The 23,937-nt window shown below is 63.6% G+C and carries 26 protein-coding genes and 1 tRNA gene; 16 read left to right on the forward strand and 11 right to left on the reverse strand.

Annotation, left to right across the window (positions count from 1 at the left end):
- Positions 1–16: 16 nt before the first annotated feature.
- Positions 17–163, reverse strand: coding sequence for a hypothetical protein (locus IVA98_RS04930; protein WP_247295148.1), 147 nt, complete (start codon positions 161–163; stop codon positions 17–19).
- 140 nt (positions 164–303) lie between these two features.
- Between IVA98_RS04930 and IVA98_RS04935 the strand changes: the two genes are divergently transcribed.
- Complete coding sequence (locus IVA98_RS04935) at positions 304–684, forward strand: hypothetical protein (protein WP_247275669.1); 381 nt, start codon at positions 304–306, stop codon at positions 682–684.
- On the opposite strand, the gene IVA98_RS04940 is transcribed toward IVA98_RS04935, so the two are convergent.
- On the reverse strand, positions 644–2,203 hold the full coding sequence (locus IVA98_RS04940; RefSeq protein ID WP_247295151.1) for a glycoside hydrolase family 17 protein: 1,560 nt from the start codon (positions 2,201–2,203) through the stop codon (positions 644–646). The genes IVA98_RS04935 and IVA98_RS04940 overlap by 41 nt on opposite strands.
- 329 nt (positions 2,204–2,532) lie before the next feature.
- Here IVA98_RS04940 and IVA98_RS04945 point away from each other — a divergent pair, with 329 nt between their 5' ends.
- The 4 genes from IVA98_RS04945 (at position 2,533) to IVA98_RS04960 (ending at position 7,299) form a co-directional block, all read left to right on the forward strand.
- Positions 2,533–3,123 (forward strand): beta-1-3, beta-1-6-glucan biosynthesis protein, encoded by a 591-nt coding sequence (locus tag IVA98_RS04945; protein ID WP_247295153.1) that lies wholly within the window; start codon positions 2,533–2,535, stop codon positions 3,121–3,123.
- 217 nt (positions 3,124–3,340) lie between these two features.
- Positions 3,341–6,007, forward strand: a complete 2,667-nt coding sequence (locus IVA98_RS04950) for a glycosyltransferase (RefSeq protein WP_247354346.1) — start codon at positions 3,341–3,343, stop codon at positions 6,005–6,007.
- Positions 6,008–6,475: 468 nt separating this feature from the next.
- Positions 6,476–6,551 (forward strand) — tRNA-Lys (locus IVA98_RS04955).
- A gap of 427 nt (positions 6,552–6,978) precedes the next feature.
- Positions 6,979–7,299, forward strand: coding sequence for a hypothetical protein (locus tag IVA98_RS04960; RefSeq protein ID WP_247295156.1), 321 nt, complete (start codon positions 6,979–6,981; stop codon positions 7,297–7,299).
- 109 nt (positions 7,300–7,408) lie between these two features.
- Here IVA98_RS04960 and IVA98_RS04965 read toward each other — a convergent pair whose 3' ends face one another.
- A complete protein-coding gene (locus IVA98_RS04965; RefSeq protein ID WP_247295157.1) occupies positions 7,409–7,624 on the reverse strand; it encodes a hypothetical protein in 216 nt (71 codons plus the stop codon).
- A gap of 659 nt (positions 7,625–8,283) precedes the next feature.
- On the opposite strand from IVA98_RS04965, the gene IVA98_RS04970 reads away from it, so the two are divergent.
- The gene (locus tag IVA98_RS04970; RefSeq protein WP_247354347.1) at positions 8,284–8,442 is read left to right on the forward strand and encodes a hypothetical protein; all 159 of its coding nucleotides are present in this window, start codon (positions 8,284–8,286) and stop codon (positions 8,440–8,442) included.
- 136 nt (positions 8,443–8,578) lie between these two features.
- Here the strand turns inward: IVA98_RS04970 and IVA98_RS04975 are convergent, their stop codons facing one another.
- Positions 8,579–9,235: a hypothetical protein gene (locus tag IVA98_RS04975; protein WP_247295158.1), complete on the reverse strand. Its 657-nt coding sequence runs from the start codon at positions 9,233–9,235 to the stop codon at positions 8,579–8,581.
- A gap of 469 nt (positions 9,236–9,704) precedes the next feature.
- Positions 9,705–12,812: a DEAD/DEAH box helicase gene (locus IVA98_RS04980; protein WP_346657686.1), complete on the reverse strand. Its 3,108-nt coding sequence runs from the start codon at positions 12,810–12,812 to the stop codon at positions 9,705–9,707.
- A gap of 756 nt (positions 12,813–13,568) precedes the next feature.
- Here IVA98_RS04980 and IVA98_RS04985 point away from each other — a divergent pair.
- Both IVA98_RS04985 and IVA98_RS04990 read left to right on the forward strand, forming a co-directional pair.
- Positions 13,569–13,808, forward strand: coding sequence for a hypothetical protein (locus IVA98_RS04985; protein WP_247295160.1), 240 nt, complete (start codon positions 13,569–13,571; stop codon positions 13,806–13,808).
- Positions 13,809–13,998: 190 nt separating this feature from the next.
- The gene (locus IVA98_RS04990) at positions 13,999–14,283 is read left to right on the forward strand and encodes a Zn-ribbon domain-containing protein (protein WP_247295161.1); all 285 of its coding nucleotides are present in this window, start codon (positions 13,999–14,001) and stop codon (positions 14,281–14,283) included.
- 1 nt (position 14,284) lies between these two features.
- On the opposite strand, the gene IVA98_RS04995 is transcribed toward IVA98_RS04990, so the two are convergent.
- Positions 14,285–14,674: an NUDIX hydrolase gene (locus IVA98_RS04995; protein ID WP_247279874.1), complete on the reverse strand. Its 390-nt coding sequence runs from the start codon at positions 14,672–14,674 to the stop codon at positions 14,285–14,287.
- A 146-nt stretch (positions 14,675–14,820) separates the two neighbouring features.
- Positions 14,821–15,900 carry an AI-2E family transporter gene (locus IVA98_RS05000; protein ID WP_247295162.1) on the reverse strand — a complete coding sequence of 360 codons (1,080 nt, stop codon included), beginning with the start codon at positions 15,898–15,900 and terminating at the stop codon, positions 14,821–14,823.
- A gap of 142 nt (positions 15,901–16,042) precedes the next feature.
- Here IVA98_RS05000 and IVA98_RS05005 point away from each other — a divergent pair, with 142 nt between their 5' ends.
- From IVA98_RS05005 to IVA98_RS05015, 3 genes are all read left to right on the forward strand, one after another.
- Positions 16,043–16,267 (forward strand): hypothetical protein, encoded by a 225-nt coding sequence (locus IVA98_RS05005; RefSeq protein WP_247295163.1) that lies wholly within the window; start codon positions 16,043–16,045, stop codon positions 16,265–16,267.
- Between the two features lie 82 nt (positions 16,268–16,349).
- A complete protein-coding gene (locus IVA98_RS05010; RefSeq protein WP_247295166.1) occupies positions 16,350–16,574 on the forward strand; it encodes a hypothetical protein in 225 nt (74 codons plus the stop codon).
- A 163-nt stretch (positions 16,575–16,737) separates the two neighbouring features.
- Complete coding sequence (locus IVA98_RS05015; protein WP_027575377.1) at positions 16,738–17,040, forward strand: hypothetical protein; 303 nt, start codon at positions 16,738–16,740, stop codon at positions 17,038–17,040.
- A gap of 5 nt (positions 17,041–17,045) precedes the next feature.
- Here the strand turns inward: IVA98_RS05015 and IVA98_RS05020 are convergent, their stop codons facing one another.
- On the reverse strand, positions 17,046–17,282 hold the full coding sequence (locus IVA98_RS05020) for a hypothetical protein (protein WP_247295414.1): 237 nt from the start codon (positions 17,280–17,282) through the stop codon (positions 17,046–17,048).
- Positions 17,283–17,758: 476 nt separating this feature from the next.
- Here IVA98_RS05020 and IVA98_RS05025 point away from each other — a divergent pair, with 476 nt between their 5' ends.
- The 3 genes from IVA98_RS05025 (at position 17,759) to IVA98_RS05035 (ending at position 19,360) form a co-directional block, all read left to right on the forward strand.
- The gene (locus tag IVA98_RS05025) at positions 17,759–18,346 is read left to right on the forward strand and encodes a formyltransferase family protein (RefSeq protein WP_247295169.1); all 588 of its coding nucleotides are present in this window, start codon (positions 17,759–17,761) and stop codon (positions 18,344–18,346) included.
- Between the two features lie 173 nt (positions 18,347–18,519).
- Entirely contained in the window at positions 18,520–18,870 is a 351-nt protein-coding gene (locus IVA98_RS05030) for a hypothetical protein (protein WP_212432599.1), read from the forward strand.
- A complete protein-coding gene (locus IVA98_RS05035; RefSeq protein WP_247295172.1) occupies positions 18,815–19,360 on the forward strand; it encodes a hypothetical protein in 546 nt (181 codons plus the stop codon). The genes IVA98_RS05030 and IVA98_RS05035 overlap by 56 nt, the downstream gene beginning before the upstream one ends.
- A gap of 50 nt (positions 19,361–19,410) precedes the next feature.
- Here the strand turns inward: IVA98_RS05035 and IVA98_RS05040 are convergent, their stop codons facing one another.
- Positions 19,411–19,809, reverse strand: coding sequence for a RidA family protein (locus IVA98_RS05040; RefSeq protein WP_247295174.1), 399 nt, complete (start codon positions 19,807–19,809; stop codon positions 19,411–19,413).
- Positions 19,810–19,960: 151 nt separating this feature from the next.
- Here IVA98_RS05040 and IVA98_RS05045 point away from each other — a divergent pair, with 151 nt between their 5' ends.
- Together IVA98_RS05045 and IVA98_RS05050 are read left to right on the forward strand one after the other, a co-directional pair.
- Positions 19,961–20,836: a DMT family transporter gene (locus IVA98_RS05045; RefSeq protein WP_247295176.1), complete on the forward strand. Its 876-nt coding sequence runs from the start codon at positions 19,961–19,963 to the stop codon at positions 20,834–20,836.
- Between the two features lie 204 nt (positions 20,837–21,040).
- Entirely contained in the window at positions 21,041–22,471 is a 1,431-nt protein-coding gene (locus tag IVA98_RS05050; protein ID WP_247295178.1) for a caspase family protein, read from the forward strand.
- 192 nt (positions 22,472–22,663) lie between these two features.
- On the opposite strand, the gene IVA98_RS05055 is transcribed toward IVA98_RS05050, so the two are convergent.
- Together IVA98_RS05055 and cysK are read right to left on the reverse strand one after the other, a co-directional pair.
- Positions 22,664–22,903, reverse strand: coding sequence for a BrnA antitoxin family protein (locus tag IVA98_RS05055; protein WP_247295180.1), 240 nt, complete (start codon positions 22,901–22,903; stop codon positions 22,664–22,666).
- A 3-nt stretch (positions 22,904–22,906) separates the two neighbouring features.
- Positions 22,907–23,884: a cysteine synthase A gene (gene cysK / locus IVA98_RS05060; RefSeq protein WP_247354348.1), complete on the reverse strand. Its 978-nt coding sequence runs from the start codon at positions 23,882–23,884 to the stop codon at positions 22,907–22,909.
- Positions 23,885–23,937 lie beyond the last annotated feature (53 nt).

Raw genomic sequence — 23,937 nt, forward strand, 5'->3', positions numbered from 1 at the left:
TCCGCGCAGGCAATCACTATTCGATGCGCGCCTTTTCCTTCAGATCCCGAATACGCATCTCCGCTTCATCCTTGGACTGTACGATCTCGGACCAATCGTCGACCCGCGCTTCCTTGCTCAGCCTCTTGAGCTCTTTCAGCTGCTCCTGGGTTGGCTTGTCCATGCTCACTCCTCGAAGACATCATGCGTTAGGCGTCACAACATCAGAACCAGCCCGCCGCTCTTGTGTTCCTTCTGGATGCGGTCAGCAGAAACTTCGCCTGCCCTGTTGCCTGCCCGCGCCATCCCGACCATATTGCCGCCATGACAAAAAAGCCCTTCCGCCTCACGCCCTACCAGGTGCAGTTCCTGATCGTCGTCGGCTTCGCCTCCGTCGGCTATGCGCTTTATCTGCGCTACCTCGCGATCGAATTGTCGCAAGTCGCGCTCGCCTGCGATGCCGGCCTTCAGACGCTGCTCTGCAAGGCGCGCTCGGTCTCGACCGTGCTGTTCAAGAATTCGGTGTTCGGGATCGTCGCGCTGGTGGTTGCGACGCTGAACCTGATGCGGCCGTCGATCGTGCTGCTCACAGTCGGCGTCATCGCCGCCGGCCTCGGCATCGTGCTCTACAATGTCGTGCTGTCGGGCCTTGCGATCGGCCTGTTCATTCTTGGATTTGCTCGGCCCGCGCCCGCCACAGCGTGAGCGCGAACAAGAGGTAGATCGCGCAGGTCCACAGCGACTGCCAATTGTCGCGGCCCTCGTTGAACAGCACATAGACGGCCGACAGCGCCAGCAGGCCTGCGAACACCGCCTCCGCGATCGGACGCTGGCCGATCTGCGGCCGGTTCAGCATCAGCAGCGCAAACGGCACCACGGCCATCGTCAGCGCGGCGTAGGGAAAATCCTTGTAGCGCGGGTCGAACACGAAGCCGAGCGCGGTCTGCGCCGCGATCACCGCGGCCACGGCCAGCGTCAGGCCGAGCACGGCGGTGAGCTTGGACCATTTCCGGCCCTCGCGCGGGCCGAGCAGGTCGAGGAAGGTGGGAAGGCTGCGGCCGATCACCATCGCCTGCGCGCAGAAGATCGGCGACAGGATGCCGGCGAGGAGCAGCGCGCCCCAGAGCAGCCAGCCGCCGATGCCGTAGCTCTCGTAATACATCTTATCGGCGCCGATCCCGAGCAGGCTCCCCGCCGTCGTCGCCGAGATGGCCACGCCGAGCCAGGCCGAGAAGCGCGGCGTCCACGGCCGCCGGCGCAGCGTGAGACCGGCAACCGCGAACACCAGCACGCTGAGGCCCATGCCCGCGCCCATGTACCATTTCCAGTACGGGAAATTGCTGATCGGCTCGCCCGGCGGATACTTCAGGCTGCGGCGCACCGAATCATACAAGCCCCAATAGCCGCCGACGGTGCCTTCCAGCTTACGCTTCCACGGCTGGTCGTAGGACTCGATCAGGTTGACACGGAACTTCTGTGCCTTCGCAAGGCTCAGGATCTCGGAAACCACCCGCGCCTGGTTGGTGCGCGACGGCAGCGCGCCGTCACGCATACGCCCCTCGCTCGGCCAGCCGGTTTCGCCGATCAGGATCTCCTTGCCCGGAAACGCCACCGCCATGCGTTCGCGGATCGACTCGACATGGGCGCTGGCGAATTTCGCCTTGACCGGGAAATCCTCCCAATAGGGCAGGATGTGGATCGTGACGAAGTCGACGGCGTCATAGACCTCGCGATTCTTCAGCCAGTACTCCCAGACGTCCGCATAGGTGACGGGCACGCTGACCTGCGCCTTGACCGAGCGGATGATGGAGACGAGGTCCGCCGTCGTCATCTCGCCGCGAAGCAGCACCTCGTTGCCGACGATGAGCGCGGTGATGATGGAAGGAAATTCCTTGGTGAGGCGAACCGCGAGCGCGGCCTGCTCGAAATTCTTGGTGCGGTTGCTGGAGAGCCAGATGCCCTGGAGCACTTTCAGGCCGCCGACCTTGGCGGCGATCGCCGGCACCTGGTCGAGCCCGTTCTCCATCGAATAGGTGCGGACGCAGTCGGTGATCTCCTTGAGCTGGCGCAGGTCCTGCTCGATCTGGTCCGCCTCGATATGGGTCCACGTCTCCAGCGGCGACTGCTCGCCGCGGAACGGCGCGTAGGAGACGCATTGGACCTTCTCGGCGGGATCGATCGGCGCGCGCGCGAGCGTGATTGGCGTCGCCAACCACCACCACACGGCAGCAATCGCACCCAGTGAAACGAGCAGAAGCGCCAGTGGCGTACGAAGAGAAATCGGTTCCGTCCTCCGCGAAGGGTCCGTCGATTACCTGCTTGCACGCCGTCTGCCAAGGGGGTGCGCCCAGGTGTGGATCCGCTGCTCCCAAAGGAATCTGGCTGCGGCCGTTCGACCGGGGCCTAGGATTGTGACTTTGCTGGACAAAATTCCAAATACAGGTCATGGACTCGGAAAGACTTTTCCGCCGCATTGGAGACCCATTTGGACGCCATCACCGACGCGTCTGCGGGATCCTGACGCGGACGACCAGCAGATACATTGGGGAATTCATGCGGCAGCGGGTGTTCGAGTTACGAAATGCGGTCCTGCGGCAGTTCGCCGCCACCTTGGCAGTCTCCTCCCTTCTCGTTCTCGCCGGCCTCGGTGGCGCCTCCGCCCAGAGCGGCACGCCCGCCCCCGACCAGAAGGCCGCGGCCCAGCCCGCGGACGCGGCCAAGGACGCCGCCCAGAACCAGCGCCGCACCGACGAATTCGCGGAAGCGGCCCAGGTCATCAACGGCCCCGCCGGCAATCCCGAATGCGTCTGGCTCGGCCGGCGCGTGGTGCGGCTGATGTGGCGGGATGATCTCGATACCGCATTCCGCCATCTCGACCTCTACGACCGTTTCGGCTGCCCCGGCGGCCACATCCAGGCTGCGTTCCGCTGCCTGACCCGCTTCGGCGGGCAGATCGACCCCAAGGTCGCCGAGACCCTGGACAGCCGCGTGCACGCTTGCTGGATCAACCCGGCGTCCCAGCCGCAGCAGGCGGCGGCGAGCGCCGCGCAAACCCCAGCGCCGACGCCGGGCAATGCGCAGGCCGCCCAGCCAGCCGCAAGTCCCTCGCCTGCGGCAAGCCCGACGCCCGCGCCCCAGAAATAGCCAAGGGTCGTTTCAGCTGTCGTTCAGGAACGATCGGCCATAGACACGGTTGGCACTGCCGCGCGTCGTTCGAAAAGGCCATGCCCTCATAAGGAAATGAGGCCATGACAGTTGTGAAACCGCGCAGCAGAGGTATGTTCCCTTTGCCGCGGACTCGGTCGGATCTCGGGGTCGGATCCGCTTCCCTGCCACCTCAGCCCCTTTTGGTTTAGCCGCGATGCGCGTTGTCGCCGCCGTTCTGTTGCTTGTGTCTGCGCTCCATGCGGGCATCTGGGGAGTCATGCGCGACAAGGAGCCGGCGCCTGACTTCAAGGGCCTGCTGCCCAGCGTCTCCTACGCGCCTTTCGAGGGCTCGGCTCACCCCGACATCGACAACATCCCGACCGTGGAGAAAATCCGCGCCGACCTGAAGACGCTGTCGACCATGACGCGCGCGATCCGGCTCTATTCGTCCACAGGCGGCGTGGAGCTGGTGCCACCGATCGCCGCCGAATTCGGCCTCAAGGTCACCGTCGGTGCCTGGATCGACAAGGACAAGGATCGCAACGAGCGCGAGATCAAGGCTGCGATCGAGCTCGCCCGCAAGAACAGCAACGTCGTCGGCGTCGTGGTCGGAAACGAGGTGATCTACCGCGGCGAGCAAAAGGTCGAAGACCTCATCAACATGATCAAGAAGGTCAAGGGCTCGGTCCGCGTGCCGGTCACCACCGGCGAGATCTGGAACATCTGGCGCGACAATCCCGACCTCGGCTCCAACGTCGATTTCATCGCCGCCCACGTGCTGCCCTATTGGGAAAACTTCCGCTCGGATCAAGCAGTCGACCAGGCGGCCGACCGCTACAACCTGTTGCGCAACCTGTTCCCCGGCAAGCGCATCGTGATCGCCGAGTTCGGCTGGCCGAGCCAGGGCTACAATTTGCGCAACGCCGATCCGGGCCCGTTCCAGCAAGCGCTGATCCTGCGCAACTTCGTCACCCGCGCCGAAGCCATCGGCATGGAATACAACATCGTCGAAGCCATCGATCAGCCCTGGAAATTCTTCGAAGGCGGCGTCGGTCCGTACTGGGGCATTCTCAACGCCAGCCGCGAGCCGAAATTCGCCTGGACCGGCCCGGTGGAGAATCCCGATTATTGGAAGCTGATGGGCATCGCACTGCTGGTCGGCATCCTGCTGTCACTGCCGATCCTGCGGCTTGAAAAGCCGACCGCGAAACAGGCCTTCCTGCTGTCGGCAGCCGCCAACGGCGTCGGCGCCTGGGCCGCCACCGTGTTCGCGTTCTGGAACAGCCATTATTTCATTTTCGGCTCGGCCTTCGCGCTGACGCTGGGCATGATCCTGCTCGTTCCGCTCGTCCTCATCGCGATGGCGCGAATCGACGAGATCGCGGCCGTCGCCTTCGGCCGGCGGCCCCAGCGGCTGCTCACCAAGAGCAAGCCGATCGAGAACGTGCCCGAGAATTACTACCCGAAGGTCTCGATCCATATCCCCGCTTATTTCGAGCCGGTCGAGATGCTCAAGCAGACCCTGGATGCGCTGTCGCGGCTGAATTATCCGAACTACGAATGCGTGGTCATCATCAACAACACGCCGGATCCCGCCTTCTGGCAGCCGATCCAGGATCATTGCCGCGCGCTCGGTGAACGCTTCAAGTTCATCAACGCCGAGAAGGTGCAGGGCTTCAAGGCCGGCGCGCTGCGCATCGCGATGGACCGCACCGCGGCGGATGCCGAGATCATCGGCATCCTCGATGCCGATTATGTCGTCGATCCCGACTGGCTGAAGGACCTCGTGCCGGCTTTCGCCGATCCGCGCGTCGGCCTCGTGCAGGCGCCGCAGGAGCATCGCGATGGCAACCTGTCGATCATGCACTACATCATGAACGGCGAATATGCCGGCTTCTTCGACATCGGCATGGTCCAGCGCAACGAGGCCAACGCCATCATCGTGCACGGCACGATGTGCCTGATCCGCCGCGCCGCGATGGACATGGCCGGGGGCTGGTCGTCAGATACGATCTGCGAGGATTCCGATCTCGGCCTGGCGATCCAGGAGCTCGGCTGGACCACCCACTACACCAACCATCGCTACGGCCAGGGCCTGCTTCCTGACACCTACGAGGCCTTCAAGAAGCAGCGTCACCGCTGGGCCTATGGCGGCCTCCAGATCGTCAAGAAGCACTGGCGCTTCTTCCTGCCCGGCAGGAGCCGGCTTACGCCCGACCAGAAGCGCGAATATGGCCTCGGCTGGCTGAACTGGCTTGGCGCCGAAAGCCTCGGCGTGGTCGTGGCGCTGCTCAACCTCGTCTGGGTGCCGATCGTCGCCTTTGCCGACATCGCTATCCCCGACAAGATCCTGACGCTGCCGATCATCGGCGCCTTCATCGTCTCGCTGGCGCACTTCTTGTCGATGTACCGCGCCCGTGTCGCGATCAGGCCCGGCCAGATGCTGGGCGCCATGATCGCGGCGATGAGCGTGCAATGGACGGTGTCGCGCGCGGTCGCGCAGGGCCTCATCACCGAGCACATCGCGTTCGCCCGCACCTCGAAAGGTGGCCTGTCGCGGATGTCGATCGAGTTCCAGGCGTTCTGGGAGGCCGTGATCGGTACTCTGCTGGTGATCGGCGCCGGCGTCCTGATCGCCTCCAACAGTTTTAGGCAGATCACCGAGATCTACATCTTCGCCGGCGTCCTCGTGCTCCAAAGCCTGCCGTTCCTGGCCGCGGTCGCGATTGCCATCCTCGAGCTCAGCCGCATCAACTCGTTCCAGTTCTGGCGCGACAGCGCCATCCGCACCGCCGAGCTGATCGGCCTGCGGCCCGTGGCATTGCCGCCAGTGGGCGCGCCGCAGGCCGTGCCGAGCGAGGTGCGGAGAGAGACGAACTGACGGCGCCGTCGCCCGCGGCGCATCCTTCGAGACGCCCGCCTGCGGCGGGCCCTCAGGATGAGGCCAGCTCTTGCAGCAAGATTGTAGACCCCCGCGCGATATCAGACCCTGGCGAGAAACTAGACCCTCAGAGTGAGGAGCCCGCCAAAAGCGGGCGTCTCGAACCATGCAGGCCGAACTCCACAGGCGATCTCCCGCAGTTCAGCGTGGACGGCGGCCCGCCAATTGCGTCGAAAATCCCGCTCAAGCTGCGGATTGCCCGAGCAAATCCCCGCTCCTGCCAAGACTTTCGGCACCCATCCCCACTATTGACCTCCGCAGCCACTCCCCCTACACAGCGCGGGCCGAAAGCATGATCCGGAAACAGCCGGTTTTCCCCGCAACGCGAACTTCGGCGGTGCGGCAAGACATGCTTTTCTAAATGTCCGAACGTGATGGCGATCTCGTCAATGCCATCAGCGGCCATGGGAGCGCGTAGCTCAGCCGGTAGAGCACGTGACTTTTAATCACGGGGTCCTGGGTTCGAGCCCCAGCGCGCTCACCAAGTAAGATCAATGACTTAGCCCGACATATCAGCCAACCGAAAAAGCTTTTTGTGGGCACCGTGTTGGCAAATCGATTGCTCCGCTCGCGGCCGAAGATCTCGGCGCGATAATTGTTTGCCATGATCAGCTTGGTCGCCTGACCTGCCAACTCTTGGCAGATGCACTCCATGCGCGCGAGCTCGTCGATGGGTTGATGCCCCATGTGCGCGATCAGACTCCGGTGACCGGCCGGCGGTCAAAGGTTCAGCGGTGCATTGTAGGCGGATAGCCGCAGTGTGGATCGTTCAGTGATCATTCAGCCGGCTCAGAAGCATATATACTGCTGACTGAGAGGAAATCTGATGATTACCGCGATTGCAATTGTGGCTCTCCAATTGAGCCAAGTAGCGCCCGATAGATAGAGGAGCGCCGCCGCAGGTTCATCAAGTGCAATATGGGGTCCCGGTGCATCCCCCGCCGTGCGGCCACGGCTGGGACGTGAGCGCCCGTGACGGCATGTGCTACCCGAACGGGTACCTTCCTCCTCAGGAACAGGCTGCGAGGCACTACTATAATCGCGGGGGTGGCTACGGCTATCGCAGATATCCGGTGCCCTGCGGCCACGGCGCCGACGTCGATATCCGAGATGGGCAATGCTACCCAAACGGAACGGTACCCCCGCAGTTTCAGCAGGGCCGACAGGGCTACTACGGCGAGGACGACTACTACGATCGCCGCCCCCGACGCCGCTACTATCGCTATTATTAGGAAGCCCGCCGAGCGTGAACCGGCGGGCCCCTGTCAGCGACCGGCCCGCTCGCCGAGGCCAAGGGGACTTCGCAGGAACGCCCGCCGTACTGCCGATCAAACCACGCCTTCACCGCCGGCCAATAGCGACGCTTGCCCCACACGGTGACCCTTGGGGGAAGCCCTTCGATAAGTCGTTGTCGAGCATGAAGATCGCTGCGCGCGCTGCCTTCCGCGGCACGCCGAGCCGGCGGATCATTTCTTCATCGGTCACAAAAAGCGTGGGCTCGACGATTTCGTGCTGCACCAGTTTCTGCTCAACATCGTCTTCGTGAGCCTCGTCCACCTCTGACCTCCAAATTGAAAGCGCGGGACCGAAGTCCCGCGCCCTGATTGTTTCACCCTTTTAGCCGTCGGTGGTGCGTCATCAGCCGCTGCCGGTCGCGCCTCCCGTGGGTTCGGCCGCCGGCGCTTCATTTGCTCTTCCTGTATTTGGCGATCATCCTCAGCGACAGCCGCACGGTCTGGATCAGCTCGAGTGCGAGCGCTCGACCCACCACCTCCTGCGGCTGCGTGCTGAAGTTCTTCCATGTAGAGCAGCAAGTCGACCAGCGCCTTTGCCAATGCCTCCCGTCAACGGATCAAAGATGCTGATGCACCGCTGATCCAGATATTCGGGCATAGGAACGTTTCGACCGCTAACGAGTCCTAGAGGCGCAATCCAGCCCGTATTCCTTGTGGATCGAACGGTGGAAAAAGCACTCGCCTATGCTATCTCGGCGGCCCTCGTTGGCTTCGGTCTCTTGATCTTTTTCGCCGGCCTATCCTCCAGCTCGCCCGCCTTATGGACAATCGTCGCGTTGGTCCCGATCACGATCGGGATCGTGAGCGCCTTTGGCCCGGTATGACTAGCTGTGGAAACCAGGCTTTAGGTCAGCGCGTCTGTATTTTCCGAATCGGTGTCTCGTGTTCGCTCTCTGTAGTTTCAAACTGTGGTGAACGCGCGTGAGCCATTTCGTTTCTATGCTTCTGCTTGCGACAGCCCTGATCCTGACCCTGTGCTTCGGGGTGGCGGCCTGGCGCCTCTCAGCGGACAAAGAGGCCGACATCACCGCCACGATCCCGCATCAGGAATACGGCTGGAGGTCGAGGTCCAGCAACTGATGGCCGTTGCGCTAGCCACCGCTCGCCTTCCAATCGCAAAGAAGGGCAACATCCAATTTCAGAAGAAGTCAGAGGGTGAGCCACCCAAGACCTACAGCACCCTGCGTTCGCCGGTTAGGCTGCTGAATAAGATGCTTCAGCTTTCCGGAGCCGGCGTCGTAGCCGGCGTACTCAGCGGAGCTCCACCAACCGAAACAGGCCCGACAGGCTTCGCTTCCCGAACCATCCGTTTGCGCATCGCCAGCCGATTGCGGGCGTGCCCTCGTGGAATGGAGGAGGTTATGTCCGACATCATTGCACTTTGCAGCGAGTCGACCTTCGCGATCAGCGTGGAAAGCTGCGAAGATATCTTTCTCACATCGACCCGTTCGTCCGTGATGCTCTGTCGCAGAGAAAGCAGCACCATCGAATCCTGCTGCAGCAAAGCTGCATTTTGCTGCACGGAATCATTGTTCTCCTTCAGCAAGGCAGCCTGTTGCTGTTGGGCGGACTGAATGTCCTTCAGAGCAGCGACAACCGAATCGGTTTTTGGCGCCGAAGCTTCCTGGCGCGGAAGCAGTTCAGCCAAGCTGCCGACATTCAGCGACGAAAACTCAAACGGCAACGTATAGATGGCCGCCGAGCCGTTGATGGCCAAGGCACACACCGACAGTGCCAGGACCGACTTGCGGCTGGACCGCTTGACCGGCGCTGGAGCTTCTGGCCCTGCGGGTGCGGTGACTGCCGCTGCAAGTGCTGCAGGGTCGAGCTCTTCGACGAAGCCTTGCGTTTCGAAAATCATGGTCACGTGCATTGACCCCAATGAGCGAGCAAAAGGAAGCCGCTCCCGGAACGTCCTCGCGACGCCTCCTTTACGCAGCACCCATACACAAGTGCCTAAGATTGTGGGCGTTTCGGATTAATTCCACGTTAGCGGCTTGGGCGGCTGACATGCTCAGCCAGTCCGGCTGAATACGGGGTGTATCGAGGAATGACCCAAATGCCTCGCGGCGGATTTTCCGAAGATGGCAGAATGCCATTGTTTTGCCCGACGCGTCAAACGACCTTTGCGTCGAATACAGAAAACGTTGTGCCGGCAGCACTTAGCTACTGTGCATGGGGTTGTTTTCGCAGATTTGGCAGCGCCTCAACCTTCATCCAGCAACTCTGCTCGGATACCCGCTGAAGATGACGTCAAGCTGCGGTCGAAGGACGATGCCGACAGACCGCGTGCCTGCCTGCCCTGCTTCCGGTGCACGTGCTGACGAAGGCGCAAGCGCCCCTTACCCCTCGTCCAGCACCTCGAACAACTCCTCAAGCCGCTCGAATGGCGCATCGCGCATCGGGCTGTGATAGACGACGCGATCGCCGTCGCGCTGCAGCGACTTTCCCCGCGACTTCCGCAAGCGCCCGGGCAGGAATGTCGCGGCGACAGCCCCGGGGCCGACGTCGAGGCGGATGATGCCTCTGCGCTTGCATTCGATCCTGAGCCGAGCTGCGCCGAAGAAGTCGCGCGCGACGTTCGGCAAGGGGCCGAACCGGCGCGAGGTTTCCTCCTCGAGGTCGTCGAGGTCGTCTTCGTCATTGCATCGTGCTGCACGTGCATAGAGCTCGAGGCGCACCGGCTCGGACTGCACGTAGCTGTCAGGAAGCATGTCCCCGACCGGCAAATTGAGGTCGGGCACCCACACCGGGGCCCGCCCCTCATCGACTTTCTCCGAGGCCATTTTCAGCAGGTGACTGTAGAGCACGGGCCCGAACACCTGCACGTGGCCGGATTGCTGCTCCGAGAACAGGTCCCCCGCGCCTCGCAGATCGAGGTCGCGCTCGCTGATGGCAAAGCCGGCGCCGGGCCGACTGAACTCCTCGAGCACTGCCAGGCGCTTCTCGGATTGCCCGGACTCCGTCTCCGTCAGCAAATGGGCGAAGGCGCGGATGCCGCTGCGGCCGACCCGCCCGCGCAGCTGGTGCAGCTGCGCAAGGCCGAACTTCTCCGGCCAGCACACCACGATGGTGTTCGCACGGGGAATGTCGAGGCCGCTCTCGACGATATTGGTCGCGAGCAGGACGTCAGCCCTGCCCTCGACGAAGCTCATCATGCGGTCGTCGATCTCGTCGGCCGCCAGCCTGCCGTGCAGACACACGATGCGGAGATCCGGCGCCACCGCTTGCACCCGCGCCAGCATCGGATCGAGATCCTGAATGCGCGGACAGATCAGAAAGCTCTGGCCGTGGCGCCGCTGCTCGCGCAGCAATGCGTTGGCAATGGCAGCATCCGACAGCGGTGCGATTCTGGTTGCGACCGGCAGCCGGTGAACCGGTGGCGAAGCGATCACGCTGAGATCGCGGAAACCGGCAAGACCGGCGGCCAGCGTCCGCGGGATCGGCGTCGCGCTCATCATGAGCACATGTACATTCTTGGCAAGGCCGGAGAGCTTTGCCTTTTCGGCGGCACCGAAATGCTGCTCCTCGTCGATGATGACGAGGCCGAGATCATCGAACTTCACGTCCTTGCCAATGAGCGCCTGCGTGCCGATCACGACCTTGATCCGGCCGCTGCGCAGTCCCTCCTTGGTCTCGCGCAGCTCCGCGCCTGACGTCGCGCGCGACAGGTTGCCCACCTCGATGCCGAACGGCGCAAAGCGCTTCCGGAACGTCGCGACATGCTGCCGGGCCAGCACGGTCGTCGGCACCGCGATCGCCACCTGCTTGCCCGACAGCACCACGGCGGCCGCCGCGCGCAGCGCCACCTCGGTCTTGCCAAAGCCGACGTCGCCGCAGATCACACGGTCCATCGGGTGACCGGACGCGAGATCGTCCAGCACGTCGGCGATCGCCTTGGCCTGGTCGCTCGTGGTGAAATACGGGAAACGGGCCACGAATTTCTCGTAGGCCGATCCCGGCGGAACCAGCTTTTCGGCACGCCGCCGGCGGCGCTGGCTGATGTGCTTGGCCAGCACCTTGCCCGCGATCTGGATTTCGCGCTCCGCCTCAGTGCGGCGCGCCCACCACGTGCTGCCGTCCGCCTTGTCGAGCGCCAGCTTGCCGAGTTCGGTTGCGTAAGGCCAGATCAAAGCGAGATCGGGCGGCGGCACGAGCACCGCATTGTCGCCCGCGAACTTGAGGCGGATCATCTCGCGCATTGCGCCACCGCCCGTGTTCACCGTCTGCAAGCCATCGAGCACGGCAAGGCCGCGCTGGAGATGGACGACCACCGTGCCCTGCTCCGGCACGTCCGGATGATCGAAGGCCGCGCTCCAGGCGCGCGCCATCGGCTGCGGATGATGCGCCCGGCTGCCGAGCACGTCGGAGGCCGTGACCACGGCAAGAGGCTTTTTCCCCGGCAGGACGAAGCCGGCATCCAGATCAGCCAGCAGCGCCGTCTCGCCGTTGCGCCCACTCGTCGCCTCGTCCCAGTCCTCACAGCGCTGCGCCTTGACGCCGCTCATCCGCTCCATCACGCGCAGATCGTCCTCCTGCGCGGCGACGAGGATCAGGCGCGAACCGGCTCGCCGCGTCTCCTCGACGAAGGCCCGAAGTGCTTTCCTTGCGGATGTCAGTTTCGAAAACTCCGGCGTAGTTTGGAAAGGCGCCGTCCGCGGCAGCACTTTCATGCCCTTGGCGAGCCGTTTCCAGTCACCTCGGCCCAGATATTCGCGCTCCCGCTCCGCACGGGGCGCGGCTTCCTCGATCGTGCTCAGCCACGCGCTGGCGTGCAATGGGACCCCTGCATCGGCGATCCATTTGGCACGTCCGCAATAGTCGAGCAGGCTCGCGCGCTTGCCGCGCTTGCCGGCAAAGCCAAGCCGCTCCGACATGGGATCGACCAGAAGCTCGCTGGTCTCGAAGATGATGTCGTGCTCTTTCGGATCGAACGCCACGATCCGCCTGATCGCGCGATCCGAATGCTCGATCCGGAATGGTCCCAGCGCGCCGGCGGGAAATATCTCGAAGGTCTGGCCGTGAAACAGCGCCCCGCCCGGATAGTCGGGCTCGTCCTCGAGATCGTATCCCAGGGCTTGGAGGCGCGCCTCAAGGTCCTGCTCGGAAAACGCGCCGCCCACCTTCAAGCTCACGCTCAAGCGCGACAGGTTGGCGGGCGGCGGCAGGCGCTCCATCACGGCTTCCGCCGTTGAAACCAGAAAGAGCGGCTTCTTGGATCTTGCGAGGCGCCTCAGGACCGAGGCTCTGCGCCCCGCGAGTTCGTGGGACGGCTCCAACTGATCGAACGGCAAGGTGTTCAATCGCGGAAACACCAGGACCTCGCAGGAAGGGTCGAGCGCGTGGATGACGCTGCCCAGCCGCTCCGCCCGGTTCTCACTCTCGGCAAGAAAAACCAGACCGCTGCGTCCGGACTGCTTCCATTGTGCCAGCAGATGCAGAGCCATCATACCGAGGGGCGAGGAAGACGAGATCGTTGCGCGCTGCGCCCGCTTGCTCTTCTTCGGCGACTTTTTGGTCGCCCGCGCGTTTCTGGAAAGCCTCACTTGAATCCGTCTCTGGTCGTCAACCGCCGGCAACTGCACGCGAGCCGCTCGCATCTCGATTCGGCTGCTTGCCGCTATGCATATGGGATTTGCCCTGCGAACGCACGCTGATGGGCAACGTCGGGGGCGTCATCGTGATCCCGGCAATTTGGCCGCTGATCGGCCCCGGCAGATCGGAACTGGCTCCGTTCCGACGCGTGAATGCGGCCCTGCTCTCGATGCGAAAGTCAATGCGATGTAGAACGCCTACGGATCCAGCAGGCACGAAAAAACCCCAGCGCTTGGAGCCACGCTGGGGCGTTTCGTTCAAAATGAATCGGTTAAGCAATGACGTCCTCATAGCAGCGATTCCGCCGGGCGTTTGTGAACTGGTTCACACCCCTTGCGGCATCCAAATCAAACGACCTCGGGGAAACCGAGGTCGCCAACCTTTGTGGGGAAGGTTTTCTCTCAGGCCCGGGGGCTTTTGGGGTTGGGGATGGGCCGAGAGCCTGGATTCTACGCTCAGCAGGCGGAGTCGTTCCAAAGCGGCGGGCAAGATATCGATCGGCGCGGACCGGTGCATTCAACGCCCAATTGCTCCGGATCGGAGTACCGCATCTTCCGATTTGAGCGCGCGCACAACGCGAGCTAGGACGCCCGCTTTTACGGAGGCGCATTTTGAAACCATTCATTTTCATTGCGGCCATCGCACTGCTTGCGACGGCTCCTGCACGCTCACAGGCGCTGGTCGACCCAAGCAAGGTTGCCCCCGAGTATCGGGAGGCGGCCGAGAAGCGCCGGGCCGAGCAGCTGCGGCAGCGCGAATGCGCAATGAACGCGGATCTCGAGAAGGTGCTGCCGAGGGATCGCACCGCCTATCTCAACCGTTGTCTGGACACCATGGCGGCCAAGCAATAGCGCTGATCGAGCCACTTGATCGGTCGGGCCGCTGCGGCGGCGCGATGACGGCTGCGCGCATTCTGCGAGCACCGGCCCCCTTACCCGCATCGGCTGTGACAAAGCGCGTCGGCCAACTCGCGAAGGCCCTTCAAGCTTTCTTCAGATATTTGAGATCACCTGAACATTCACTTTCAATAGATGATCGCGCATGAGTTTCGTCCAGATTCAGTGCACACGCTGCAAGGATGTGTTTCGCGATCGCGCCGGCCGGTTGCAGGACGGCTATTCCAGGCAATGTCCGAGCTGCGAGGTGGTGCTGTTCTTCGCGGAGGACTCCCAACACCCCTTCATCAAGCGCGCGATGCGCAATGCGCGCAAGGCCCGCAAGGAGCAGCGCGAGGCCGAGGTGATCAGGCTCGCTGCGCCGGAGTCGCGAGCAGCCCGCTCGAGGTCATCCGCCGCGCGGACACGACCTGCGGGGCGAGAGGATTAGCTTACCGCCGCGACTTTCTCGGAAACAGGCGGTCGCGGATGTAACGTGAGGTCGGCGTCAGGCGGATGCCGCGGGGCTTCTGCCAGGCCGCGCGGTCGATCTCCTTCTTGTCGCCGATCGCCAGCCTGCCCTTGGCGTCCTTGGCGATGAAGATCGCATCGCTCATCTTGCGGCCGGAGCGCTTGTTCCTGGCCTTCACTTCCTTCCAGAGACTGATCCGGCCGAGCTTCAGCTTGGGCAGCTCCTCCTTGATCTCCCGCCGCAAGCAGTCCTTCTCGGATTCGCGCGCGCGCTTGCGCCCGCCCGGGAACATCCAGAGGCCGTCCGACCGGCGCCTGACCAACAATACCTTGCCGCGCCTGGCGGCAACCAGCTTGGAAGACTTCGCCATCACTGCCGTAGATCGAGACCCAGAATCGTCCAGATCGTAACTTGTCTAGTCGGATAGACAAGTTCGGGACGCATCTTGATCAGAGGCCGCGGAGCCGTTGGCTCCTAGTGAGTCGCGGCGGGGCGATCGCGCCGGCGGGCGCCAGGTCAGCCCTTGCCCGCCTCCGTCCGGTCCTCGGTCCGGATCCAGGCCATCATCATCTCCCACGCCACCGACAGGATGATCGGACCGATGAACAGGCCGACGATGCCATGGGCGAGCGTGCCGCCGATCACGCCGACGAAAATCACGATAGTCGGCGTGGTCAGGCCGCGCCCCATGACGAGCGGCTTCAGCATGGTGTCGATGAAGCCGACCAGGACGAGAAACACGGTGAGCAGCAGCGCCGTGGTGACGTCCTTGGCGGTCCAGATCCAGATGATCACCGGCAGCAGCACGAGGAAGGCGCCGATCTGCACGATCGAGAGCAGCAGCACAATGAAGGCGAGAAGGCCGGCGCTGGGCACTGCCGCGAGCTTGAAGCCGAAGCCGGCGAGCAGCGCCTGCACCACTGCGACGCCGATCACGCCTTGCGCCACGGCGCGGATGGTCGCGCCCGCAAGCTCCAGGAAATGCTCGCTCTGCTCGGGCACGATTCGAAACAGGAAGCTGCGGCCGGCTGCAACTAGCCGCGGGCCGTGCGGAAACAGGAAGCCGGCAACGAACACCGACAGCAGGAATTGGGCCGTGCCGAGGCCCGCATCGCCCGCGAGCGACAACAGCGGTCCCGCCAGCGGCTGGAGATAAGGCGCCACCTCGCGCAGCACTGCGCGGATGTTGGTGTAGGCCTGGTCCCAGAGGTCATAGAGCCACGGACCGACCAGCGGCCACGATTTGAGCTGCTCCGGCGCCGATTGGAGCGCCAGATCGCCGGTGCCGAGCTGGTGCGCCAGCTCCCGCACACCGTCCACGGCGCTGAGGCCGAGCCAGGTCGCAGGGCCGATGACGATGCCGAGCGTGATCAGCGTCAGGATCGCTGCCGCGGTTTTCGGCCTGCCGCCGAGGATCTTCGCGACCAAGCTGAAGGCCGGATAGAACGCGACCGCGAGCACGCCGCTCCAGGCCAGGATCGGCACGAACGGGCGGATGATCAGGAAGGTCCAGATGATCAGCAGGGCGAGCAGGCCGAGCCGGATCACGAGCTGGATGATATCCTCACCCGTCAGGAGCTGACGGAGACTTTTCACGGCTAATGCTTTCCTTGCGACATGAACGCAACTTGCGGCGCCCTAGCCGTTATTGCCAGCAACAAGCCGGGCGTCAAGGCGACCGGTTCCCGGAACATCCGCTGACTAGGAACGCATCGGACCTACCGGCATTTTGAGGACGATGACGGCCGGTCCCAGAGAGCCTGATGCACATGCGGGGATTCACCGCGGCGTCCACTATTCGCTGAAGCGGAATGCCGCGCCGGGCTACTGGCGCTATGCCTATGCGATCGGCGACAGGGTCCGCTCCGGGCGCGTGCAAGGCAAGCTGCCGCTGCTCGCCATCAGGCGCGTGCAGATGCGCATTGATCGGGACTTGCGGGCAAGCGTGGCTAACATCCATTAACCGGATTTCCCTGGGCCAGTTTACGCCGCTGCAAAAGCCCGTGGGCTACCATGGGTTGAGGTCCCCAAAGACATTCTGTGCAATGGCCAATAGCATCTGGACGATCGAAGAATTCACCTGCCGGGGTTGCAGCATGACCTACGCCGCGACAAGGGAGCGACATGACGAAGCGCATGCCGGCAGCTTCAAATGCAGCATCTGTAGCAGCGTGGTGCATAGCTGGTCGGGCAAGCATCATTTCTTCGGCTGGGAAGCGGTGAAATCAAAGCCCCCGGTGTTCGGACGGCGCTGGTCCGGAGCTGGATGATCGGCTGAGCCGCCGCATTCCCTGACCGATCGAACGATCGTGTCTGGACGCAGCGGCAGCGAAATTCGTAGCCGAGGATCGACTGAATTGCGCCAAGGGTGTTTGGACTCCGTTCACCGATCGCCGCTAGATCAGGACAGATCCTCCGCGCCGAACATCCGCCATGGCCGACCTCAACGCCGTCCTCACCAGGCTCAACGACCGTCTGCTCCGCCTCGAGGGCGAGCTGTTCGTGCTGCGTTCGCTGGCACGCGCGACGCTGACGGCGGGCGATGATCATGCGGCGCGCATGCGCAAGCTGGTCGAGGCCGCAAAAGTCGCACTCGACGACGAGGCCAAGCGCCCGCTCGACAAGCCGACGCGCAAATATGTCGATGCGGCAACCGCACTGGTGGAAGAGCTCCTGGTCGAGCCGACTCCGGCGCGGCCGCTGTTCACGGTGATCGACGGCGGCCGGCGCGACTGAACGGATCAGGTCGGTTGGCTCGTGCCGGCCGTGTTGGAATCGCCCGCCTTAAGCCGGCTGAGGCCCGCTTCGATCATTGCGATCTCCTCGTCGATCTGACCGATGGGCAGGCTGAAATCATAGCCCGACCTGCTCTTCAGATCGACCGCGAGCCGCTGCCTGTGCATCATCAGCTCGTCAAGGCCGCGTCGGTTCTTCAGTCGGACATAGATGTCGACGATCTGCTCAATCGCGCTCGGCATGAGATCGGTCCCGGCGAAAAGGCCGGCGCGGCGCACCTGCGCCGGCGGGACATTCTCGGTCGCGGTACGCAATACAAATCCGCGACGGATTCGTCGATACGCCAAGCTGGTTGATAACGTATTACCATCAGATGATTTCGCGACGCGCGGTATGAAAAAGCCGCTGGCGATCACGCCAGCGGCCAAGCCGGGTTGAAAACGGATGCGGGTTGAAATGTCGCCAGCCCCGGTTTGTGCATGCTCTTACGGCAGACCGAAGATCTCTTCTGTCTACAGCGAAACACAAGAGCCGGCTTGCCCACATTTCCCATCCGACCGTGGCACCACGGCAACGCTGGTGGCTGCACAATCGCTGAGTTCATCGCGCCCTCACCCGGTGCATTGTTGATAACCCGCGCAAACGCGGCCTGGGTGGTGACAGGATGTCCGGACGTGTTATCGGGGGATAACGCAGCTGCGAGACGGATCGGATACCCATGCGCATTACCCTCGTCGGCTCCCGCCATTTCGGCGTGACCACCCTGAACATGCTCCGGGAGCACGGCGTCTCGATCGCGCGGGTCGTGGTGGCCGATGCCGAGGATCGCCTCGCCGCGACCGCCAAGGCGGCCGGCATCGAGGTGGTGGTCCAGGCCAATCCTAAGCTGGTGGTGGCCTCCGAGATTGCCTCCGATACCGATCTGATCATCACGGCGCACAGCCACGCCCGCATCGGCAGGGACGCGCTTGCCGCCGCCAAGCTGGGCGGGATCGGCTATCACCCTTCGCTATTGCCGCGCCACCGCGGCAAGGCCGCCGTGGAATGGACCATCAAGGAAGGCGATCCGATCGCCGGCGGCACGATCTACCACCTCGCCGACCGCATGGACGCGGGCGCCATCGCCGCCCAGGACTGGTGCTTCGTCAAGAAGGGCGAGACGGCGCGGGAGCTCTGGGAACGCGCGCTTGCGCCCCTCGGCCTCAAGCTGCTGGCCGATGTGATCGATTATGCCAAGGTCCACAAGGCGCTGCCGGCCAAAGTTCAGGACGAGCAGTTCGCGACCTCGGCGCCGAGTCTCTCCTGACATTTACCCTTAACGCGGGTCCGCTTTGATTTTGCAGCGGAAATCGGAGCACCAAGACTCAAATAAACCATTGTTTCCACAGGAACAATTTTCGGTTTGGCATTGCACCAAACTTCCGTCACATTTGGTCCGAATAAGCGTCAGCATATCAGACAAATTCAAGGACGGAATTCATGCGTTTTGGTCGCATTGCGGTGTTCTGTGCCGCTTCAGTTTTCGCCGGCACCCTCGCCGCTCCCGCCTTTGCCCAGAGCCCTTATGACGGCAACTGGCAGGTCACGATCGTGACCAAGAGCGGCTCCTGCGAACCGACCGCGAGCTCCATGCTAACGGTTGCCGACGGCAAGATCACCGCGCCCGGCGCTAACGTTTCCGGCACCATCGGTCGTGAGGGACTTGTGAAAGTTTCGATCAATGGTGCATATGCCAACGGTCAACTCAACGGCAACGCCGGATCGGGGAAGTGGAATGGAGCATCTGCAGGCATACCATGCAGCGGGCGGTGGGAAGCATCGCGACAGTAAACCAATTGAGGCTCGCGCCAGAGTCCGGCGGCTGCTGATCGCGGCCGCCATTTTGTTTGCGGCGAGCATCGCCCACACTGAAAGCCAAGCCCAGGCCGGCCCGTTTGCCCCGATGGCAGGCACCTGGAGCGGCGGCGGTACCGTCATCCTCGATGATGGCTCGACCGAGCGGATCCGCTGCCGGGCCAAGTACACCCCGATCGGCCCGACCATGGAAATGTCGCTGACCTGCGCCAGCGACGCTTATAAGTTCAATCTCGGGGCCAGCGTCAAGTCAGAGGGCAGCGCCATCACCGGCAGCTGGTCCGAGGCCAGCCGCAATATCAGCGGCTCGCTCCAGGGCCGCGGCGGCGGCGGAAACTTCGAAGTGGTCGCCTCTGCCGCCGGCTTCAACGCCAATATCGCGCTGAAGACGAACGGCAACAAGCAGACCGTCACGATGCGCGCCGACAGCCAGTTCCGCGGCGCCAACATCTCGATGTCGCGCTGAGATAGCACGTTAAGACAGTCGACCCGGCGACCTCGCCGGGTCGATTTTTTTTATGCCTGCGGCACGAACGCCGTGACCTCGATCTCGACCTTGGCCCGCTCGTCCACGAGACCGCCGATGTAAAGCAGCGTCGAGGGTGGGAAGTTGCGTCCAAGCGTTTCCTTCCAGGCCGCGCCAATGCCGGCTCCGGCGGCCTCATACTCGCTGCGGCTGGTCAGGTACCACGTCAGGCGGACGATGTGCTCGGGGCCCGCGCCGGCTTCGCCCAGGAGCTTGATGATCCGCTTCAGCGCTGTCGCAACCTGCGCCGCCATGTCGGGCGCGTAGTTGCCGCTCTCATCGCCGCCGGTCTGCCCGGCCAGCACCACCCAACGCCCCGGCCCGTCGACCAGGACGCCATGGGAAAAGCCGCGCGGTTTTTTCCACTCGGCCGGCTGCAAGATACGCATGAGCAAAGACCTCCCGATTTTCTCGTTGTTCGCTGACGCCTTAGCACGCCGACCTGCATCGCTGCATCCGCAGATTTGGCCGTTGCAAACGGCGGCGATGTCGCTGATACCGGCCGTCCTTTCAACATTCCATTCTCCAGCATCTGCCCCAATGAGCACGACACCGTCAAAAACGATGGCCGCACTGTGGATGGCCGGCTGGCTGTCGCTAATGTTGGTGATGGCGGTTGCCGGGCGCGAAGCCACGCGCGAGCTGAACGTTTTTCAAATCATGGAAGTGAGGTCGCTGCTCGGCTTCGTGCTGCTCGCGCCGATCATCTACCGCGCGGGCGGCTTCAAGGTGCTCAAGACGTCACGCCTGCCGCAACATATCGGTCGCAACCTGGTGCACTATGTCGCTCAGCTTGGCTGGTTCTTTGCACTGACGCTGATCCCGATCGGCCAGGTGGTCGCGATCGAGTTCACCATGCCGATCTGGACGGCGATCCTGGCGGCGAGCTTCCTGTCCGAACGCATGACGCCGTGGAGGATTGCGGCCATCGTGCTCGGCCTTGCCGGTGTGATCGTCATCGTCCGTCCCGCCGCTGGCGAGATCAACCCGGGGCAGCTGATCGCGCTCGGCGCTGCCGTCGGATTTGGCGTGTCAATGGCGCTGGTTAAATCCCTGACGCGCACCGACAGCGCGCTGTCGATCCTGTTCTGGATGCTGGTGGTGCAGTCGGTCGCAGGCTTCGCTCCGACGCTGTTTGTCTGGACTTGGCCATCGGCCCATGTCTGGGCCTGGGTCGGCGTGATCGCCGTCTGCGGCACGTTTTCACACTATTGCCTCGCCAGCGCGATGCGCTATGCGGACGCGACGATCGTGGTCCCCATGGACTTCCTTCGGGTTCCACTGACCGCGACGGCTGGCTGGCTGCTATATTCCGAGCGGCTCGATGCCTGGACGGTCCTCGGCGCCGCGCTGATCCTGTGCGGCAATCTCCTGAATTTGAAGCCGGCTCCGCCCGTTCCCGCCCGCGCGCAGTGAACCTCGCGCTGCCTTGCGCGACAAAACGAAGTGGCCGTGTGATTTGGATCACGTTTGGGAAGCATTCCCATCGTGCACATTCGGCCACACAGCAGCGGTTTGGACGCGACTTACTGCCGTTTTGGTGGCGCGGAGTCGGGCACTTCGTGTAGGTTCGTTGCCAATTTGTTGCTGCCTGCAATTCGATTCTGTTGGGGATCTCAGATGCGCTATTTCACCCTCCTCGCTTCGCTGATGTGCATGGCCCTGTCGATCAGTGCCGCGAAGGCCGACCGCCGCGTCGCCTTCGTCGTCGGCAACGGCAACTACAAGAACGTCGCGCAATTACCGAACCCGCCGATCGACGCCAAGGCGATGGCGGCGACGCTGCGCAATGTCGGCTTCGAGGTGATCGAAGGATCCAATCTCAGCCGCGACCAGATGACGGAGAAGCTGCTCGACTTCGGCCGCAAGGCGCAAGGCTCCGACATCGCGCTGTTCTATTATGCCGGCCACGGCATCGCCGTCAGCGGCACCAACTATCTCCTGCCTGTCGACGCCGACATCAAGTCGGAGATGGACGTCAAGCTGGGGGCGGCAATCAACATCGACCTCACGCTCGAGCAGACCATGGGCGATGCCAAGGTCAAGCTCGTCTTCCTCGATGCCTGCCGCGACAATCCGTTCGCCGCCAAGATCAAGTCGAACTCGGCGACCCGCAGCGTCAACGTCCAGAGCGGTCTCGCCGAGATGAAGTCCGGCGAAGGCACGCTGATCGCGTTCGCCACCGGTCCTGGCCAGACCGCCCTCGACGGTCAAGAGGGCAACAACAGCCCGTTCACCCGCGCGCTGATCGACAACATCACCAAGCCCGGCGTCGAGATCCAGCAGGCGATGACGTCGGTGCGCGCCCAGGTCAATGAAGAGACCCGCAAAGGCCAGCTGCCCTGGGGCCACACCAACCTGACCGGCTCCGTCTATCTCAACCAGGCCCCGACGACCCAGGTCGCCAACGCGGCTCCGACCGCGGCTGGCAGCGTGCCAATGGCGACCGGCGGCGGCTCGGACGGCGTCGAGCTCGAATATTGGCGCTCGGTAAAGGAATCCAACAAGCCGGAAGAGCTCAACGCTTATCTTGCCGCCTATCCGAACGGTCAGTTCAAGGCGCTGGCGCTGGCACGCCTTGCTGCGATCAAGAGCGGCCCCTCGACCGCGACCCGCACGCTCACTGCTGGCGTCGATCCCGCGACCTTTACCGACGAGGCCACTCAGCTCACCGAGGACCAGATCGGCCTCGACAAGAACCAGCGCCGCGACGTGCAGCGTCGCCTCACCGGCCTCGGCTTCGACACCAAGCAGACCGGCGTGTTCAGCGATGAGACCCGCGCCGTGCTCAAGCGCTGGCAGGCCGCGCGCGGTTATCCTTCCTCCGGCTACCTCAATAAGCACCAGCACAAGGCCCTGCTCTCGGAGATCGTGGCTGCACCGCCGACCGCCGGCGATAACAGCCAGAAGGCGGCTCGGCGCGCCAGCGCCCCGGCACCCAGCAGTGCGCCGGCACCCGCTCCCCAGCGCAGCAACCCAGGCGACGCTGCCGGCGCGGCTTTCGTGGGTGGCGTCGTCGGCGGCATGATGGGCGGCATGTTCCGCCGCTGAGGCGCGAAGCCAATCAAAGCAAAAGCCCGGCTCAGGCCGGGCTTTTTCGTTGCGAGTTCCTCATCCCGAGGAGCGCGCCATGGAGCGCGTCTCGAAGGATCAAGGCCCGGATGCAGCAGCGGGGCCTTCATCCGTCGAGACGCTTGCCGCGCAAGCTCCTCAGGATGAGGGTCCGCTGCTGGGCTGCGGTGCCTACTTCCCCGCGGCCTTCCGCAGCGCGTCGTTGATGCGGTCCTGCCAGCCCGGCCCGCCCTCCTGGAAGAATTCCAGCACGTCCTGGTCGATACGCAGCGTGACCTGCTCCTTGATGCCGGGAACGGCGATTTGCTTGGGCGGCGCCACGGCGGCCTTGGCCGTCACCTTCTTGAACGCCGCCTCAGCTTCGGTCCTGGCATCGCCAAGCGTACGCGGCCGCCTTGGTTGATCCGGCATATTCTAGATTCCCTCAAACAGAGCCGTCGAAAGATACCGCTCGGAGAAGGACGGCACCACCGCCAGGATGGTTTTTCCCGCAGCTTCAGGGCGCTTGCCGATCTGGAGCGCCGCCGCGATCGCGGCGCCCGAGGAGATGCCGCCTGGAATGCCCTCATGCCGCGCCAGCGCGCGGGAGGTCTCGATTGCCATCGTCGAGTTGATCTTGACGATTTCGTCGATTACGGAGCGATCGAGGATGTCGGGGACGAAGCCGGCGCCGATGCCTTGGATCTTGTGCGGGGTGTGCTGGCCGCCTGAGAGCACCGGGCTCTCCTCCGGCTCGACCGCCACCACCCGCAAGGATGGTTTGCGCGGCTTCAGCACCTGGCCGACGCCCGTGATGGTGCCTCCGGTGCCGACCCCGGCGACGAAGATATCGATGCGGCCGGCCGTGTCATGCCAGATCTCCTCCGCCGTGGTGCGGCGGTGCACCTCGGGATTGGCGAGGTTCTTGAACTGCTGCGGCATCGCCGAGTTCGGCGTCGTCTTCAACAGTTCTTCCGCGGCGGCAATGGCGCCCTTCATGCCCTGGGCTGCCGGAGTCAGCACCAGTTCGGCGCCGAGAAAGGCCAGCATCTTGCGCCGCTCGATCGACATCGACTCCGGCATCACCAGCTTGAGCCGGTAGCCGCGCGAGGCCGCGACGAAGGCAAGCGCGATTCCGGTATTGCCGGAGGTCGGCTCGATCAACACGGTGTCGGGCGTGATGATGCCCGCCTTCTCCATGGCGATGATCATGGCCGCACCGATGCGGTCCTTCACGCTCGCGGCCGGACTGAAATATTCAAGTTTTGCCAAAATGGTCGCATTCACGCCGTGCATGCCGGGCAGTCGCTGCAACCGCACGATCGGCGTGTCGCCAAAAGCCTCGACGATCGAGTCATAGATCCGGCCGCGACCGGGCTGGTGCGATGCACCCGTGTTGGACGATGCGTCCATGATGAACTCCCTGTGGCGACGATCTGCGTTTCTGTCGCGGCTCTTGCCCAGTT

It is taken from the genome of Bradyrhizobium sp. 160, from assembly GCF_023073735.1.
Taxonomy (GTDB): domain Bacteria; phylum Pseudomonadota; class Alphaproteobacteria; order Rhizobiales; family Xanthobacteraceae; genus Bradyrhizobium.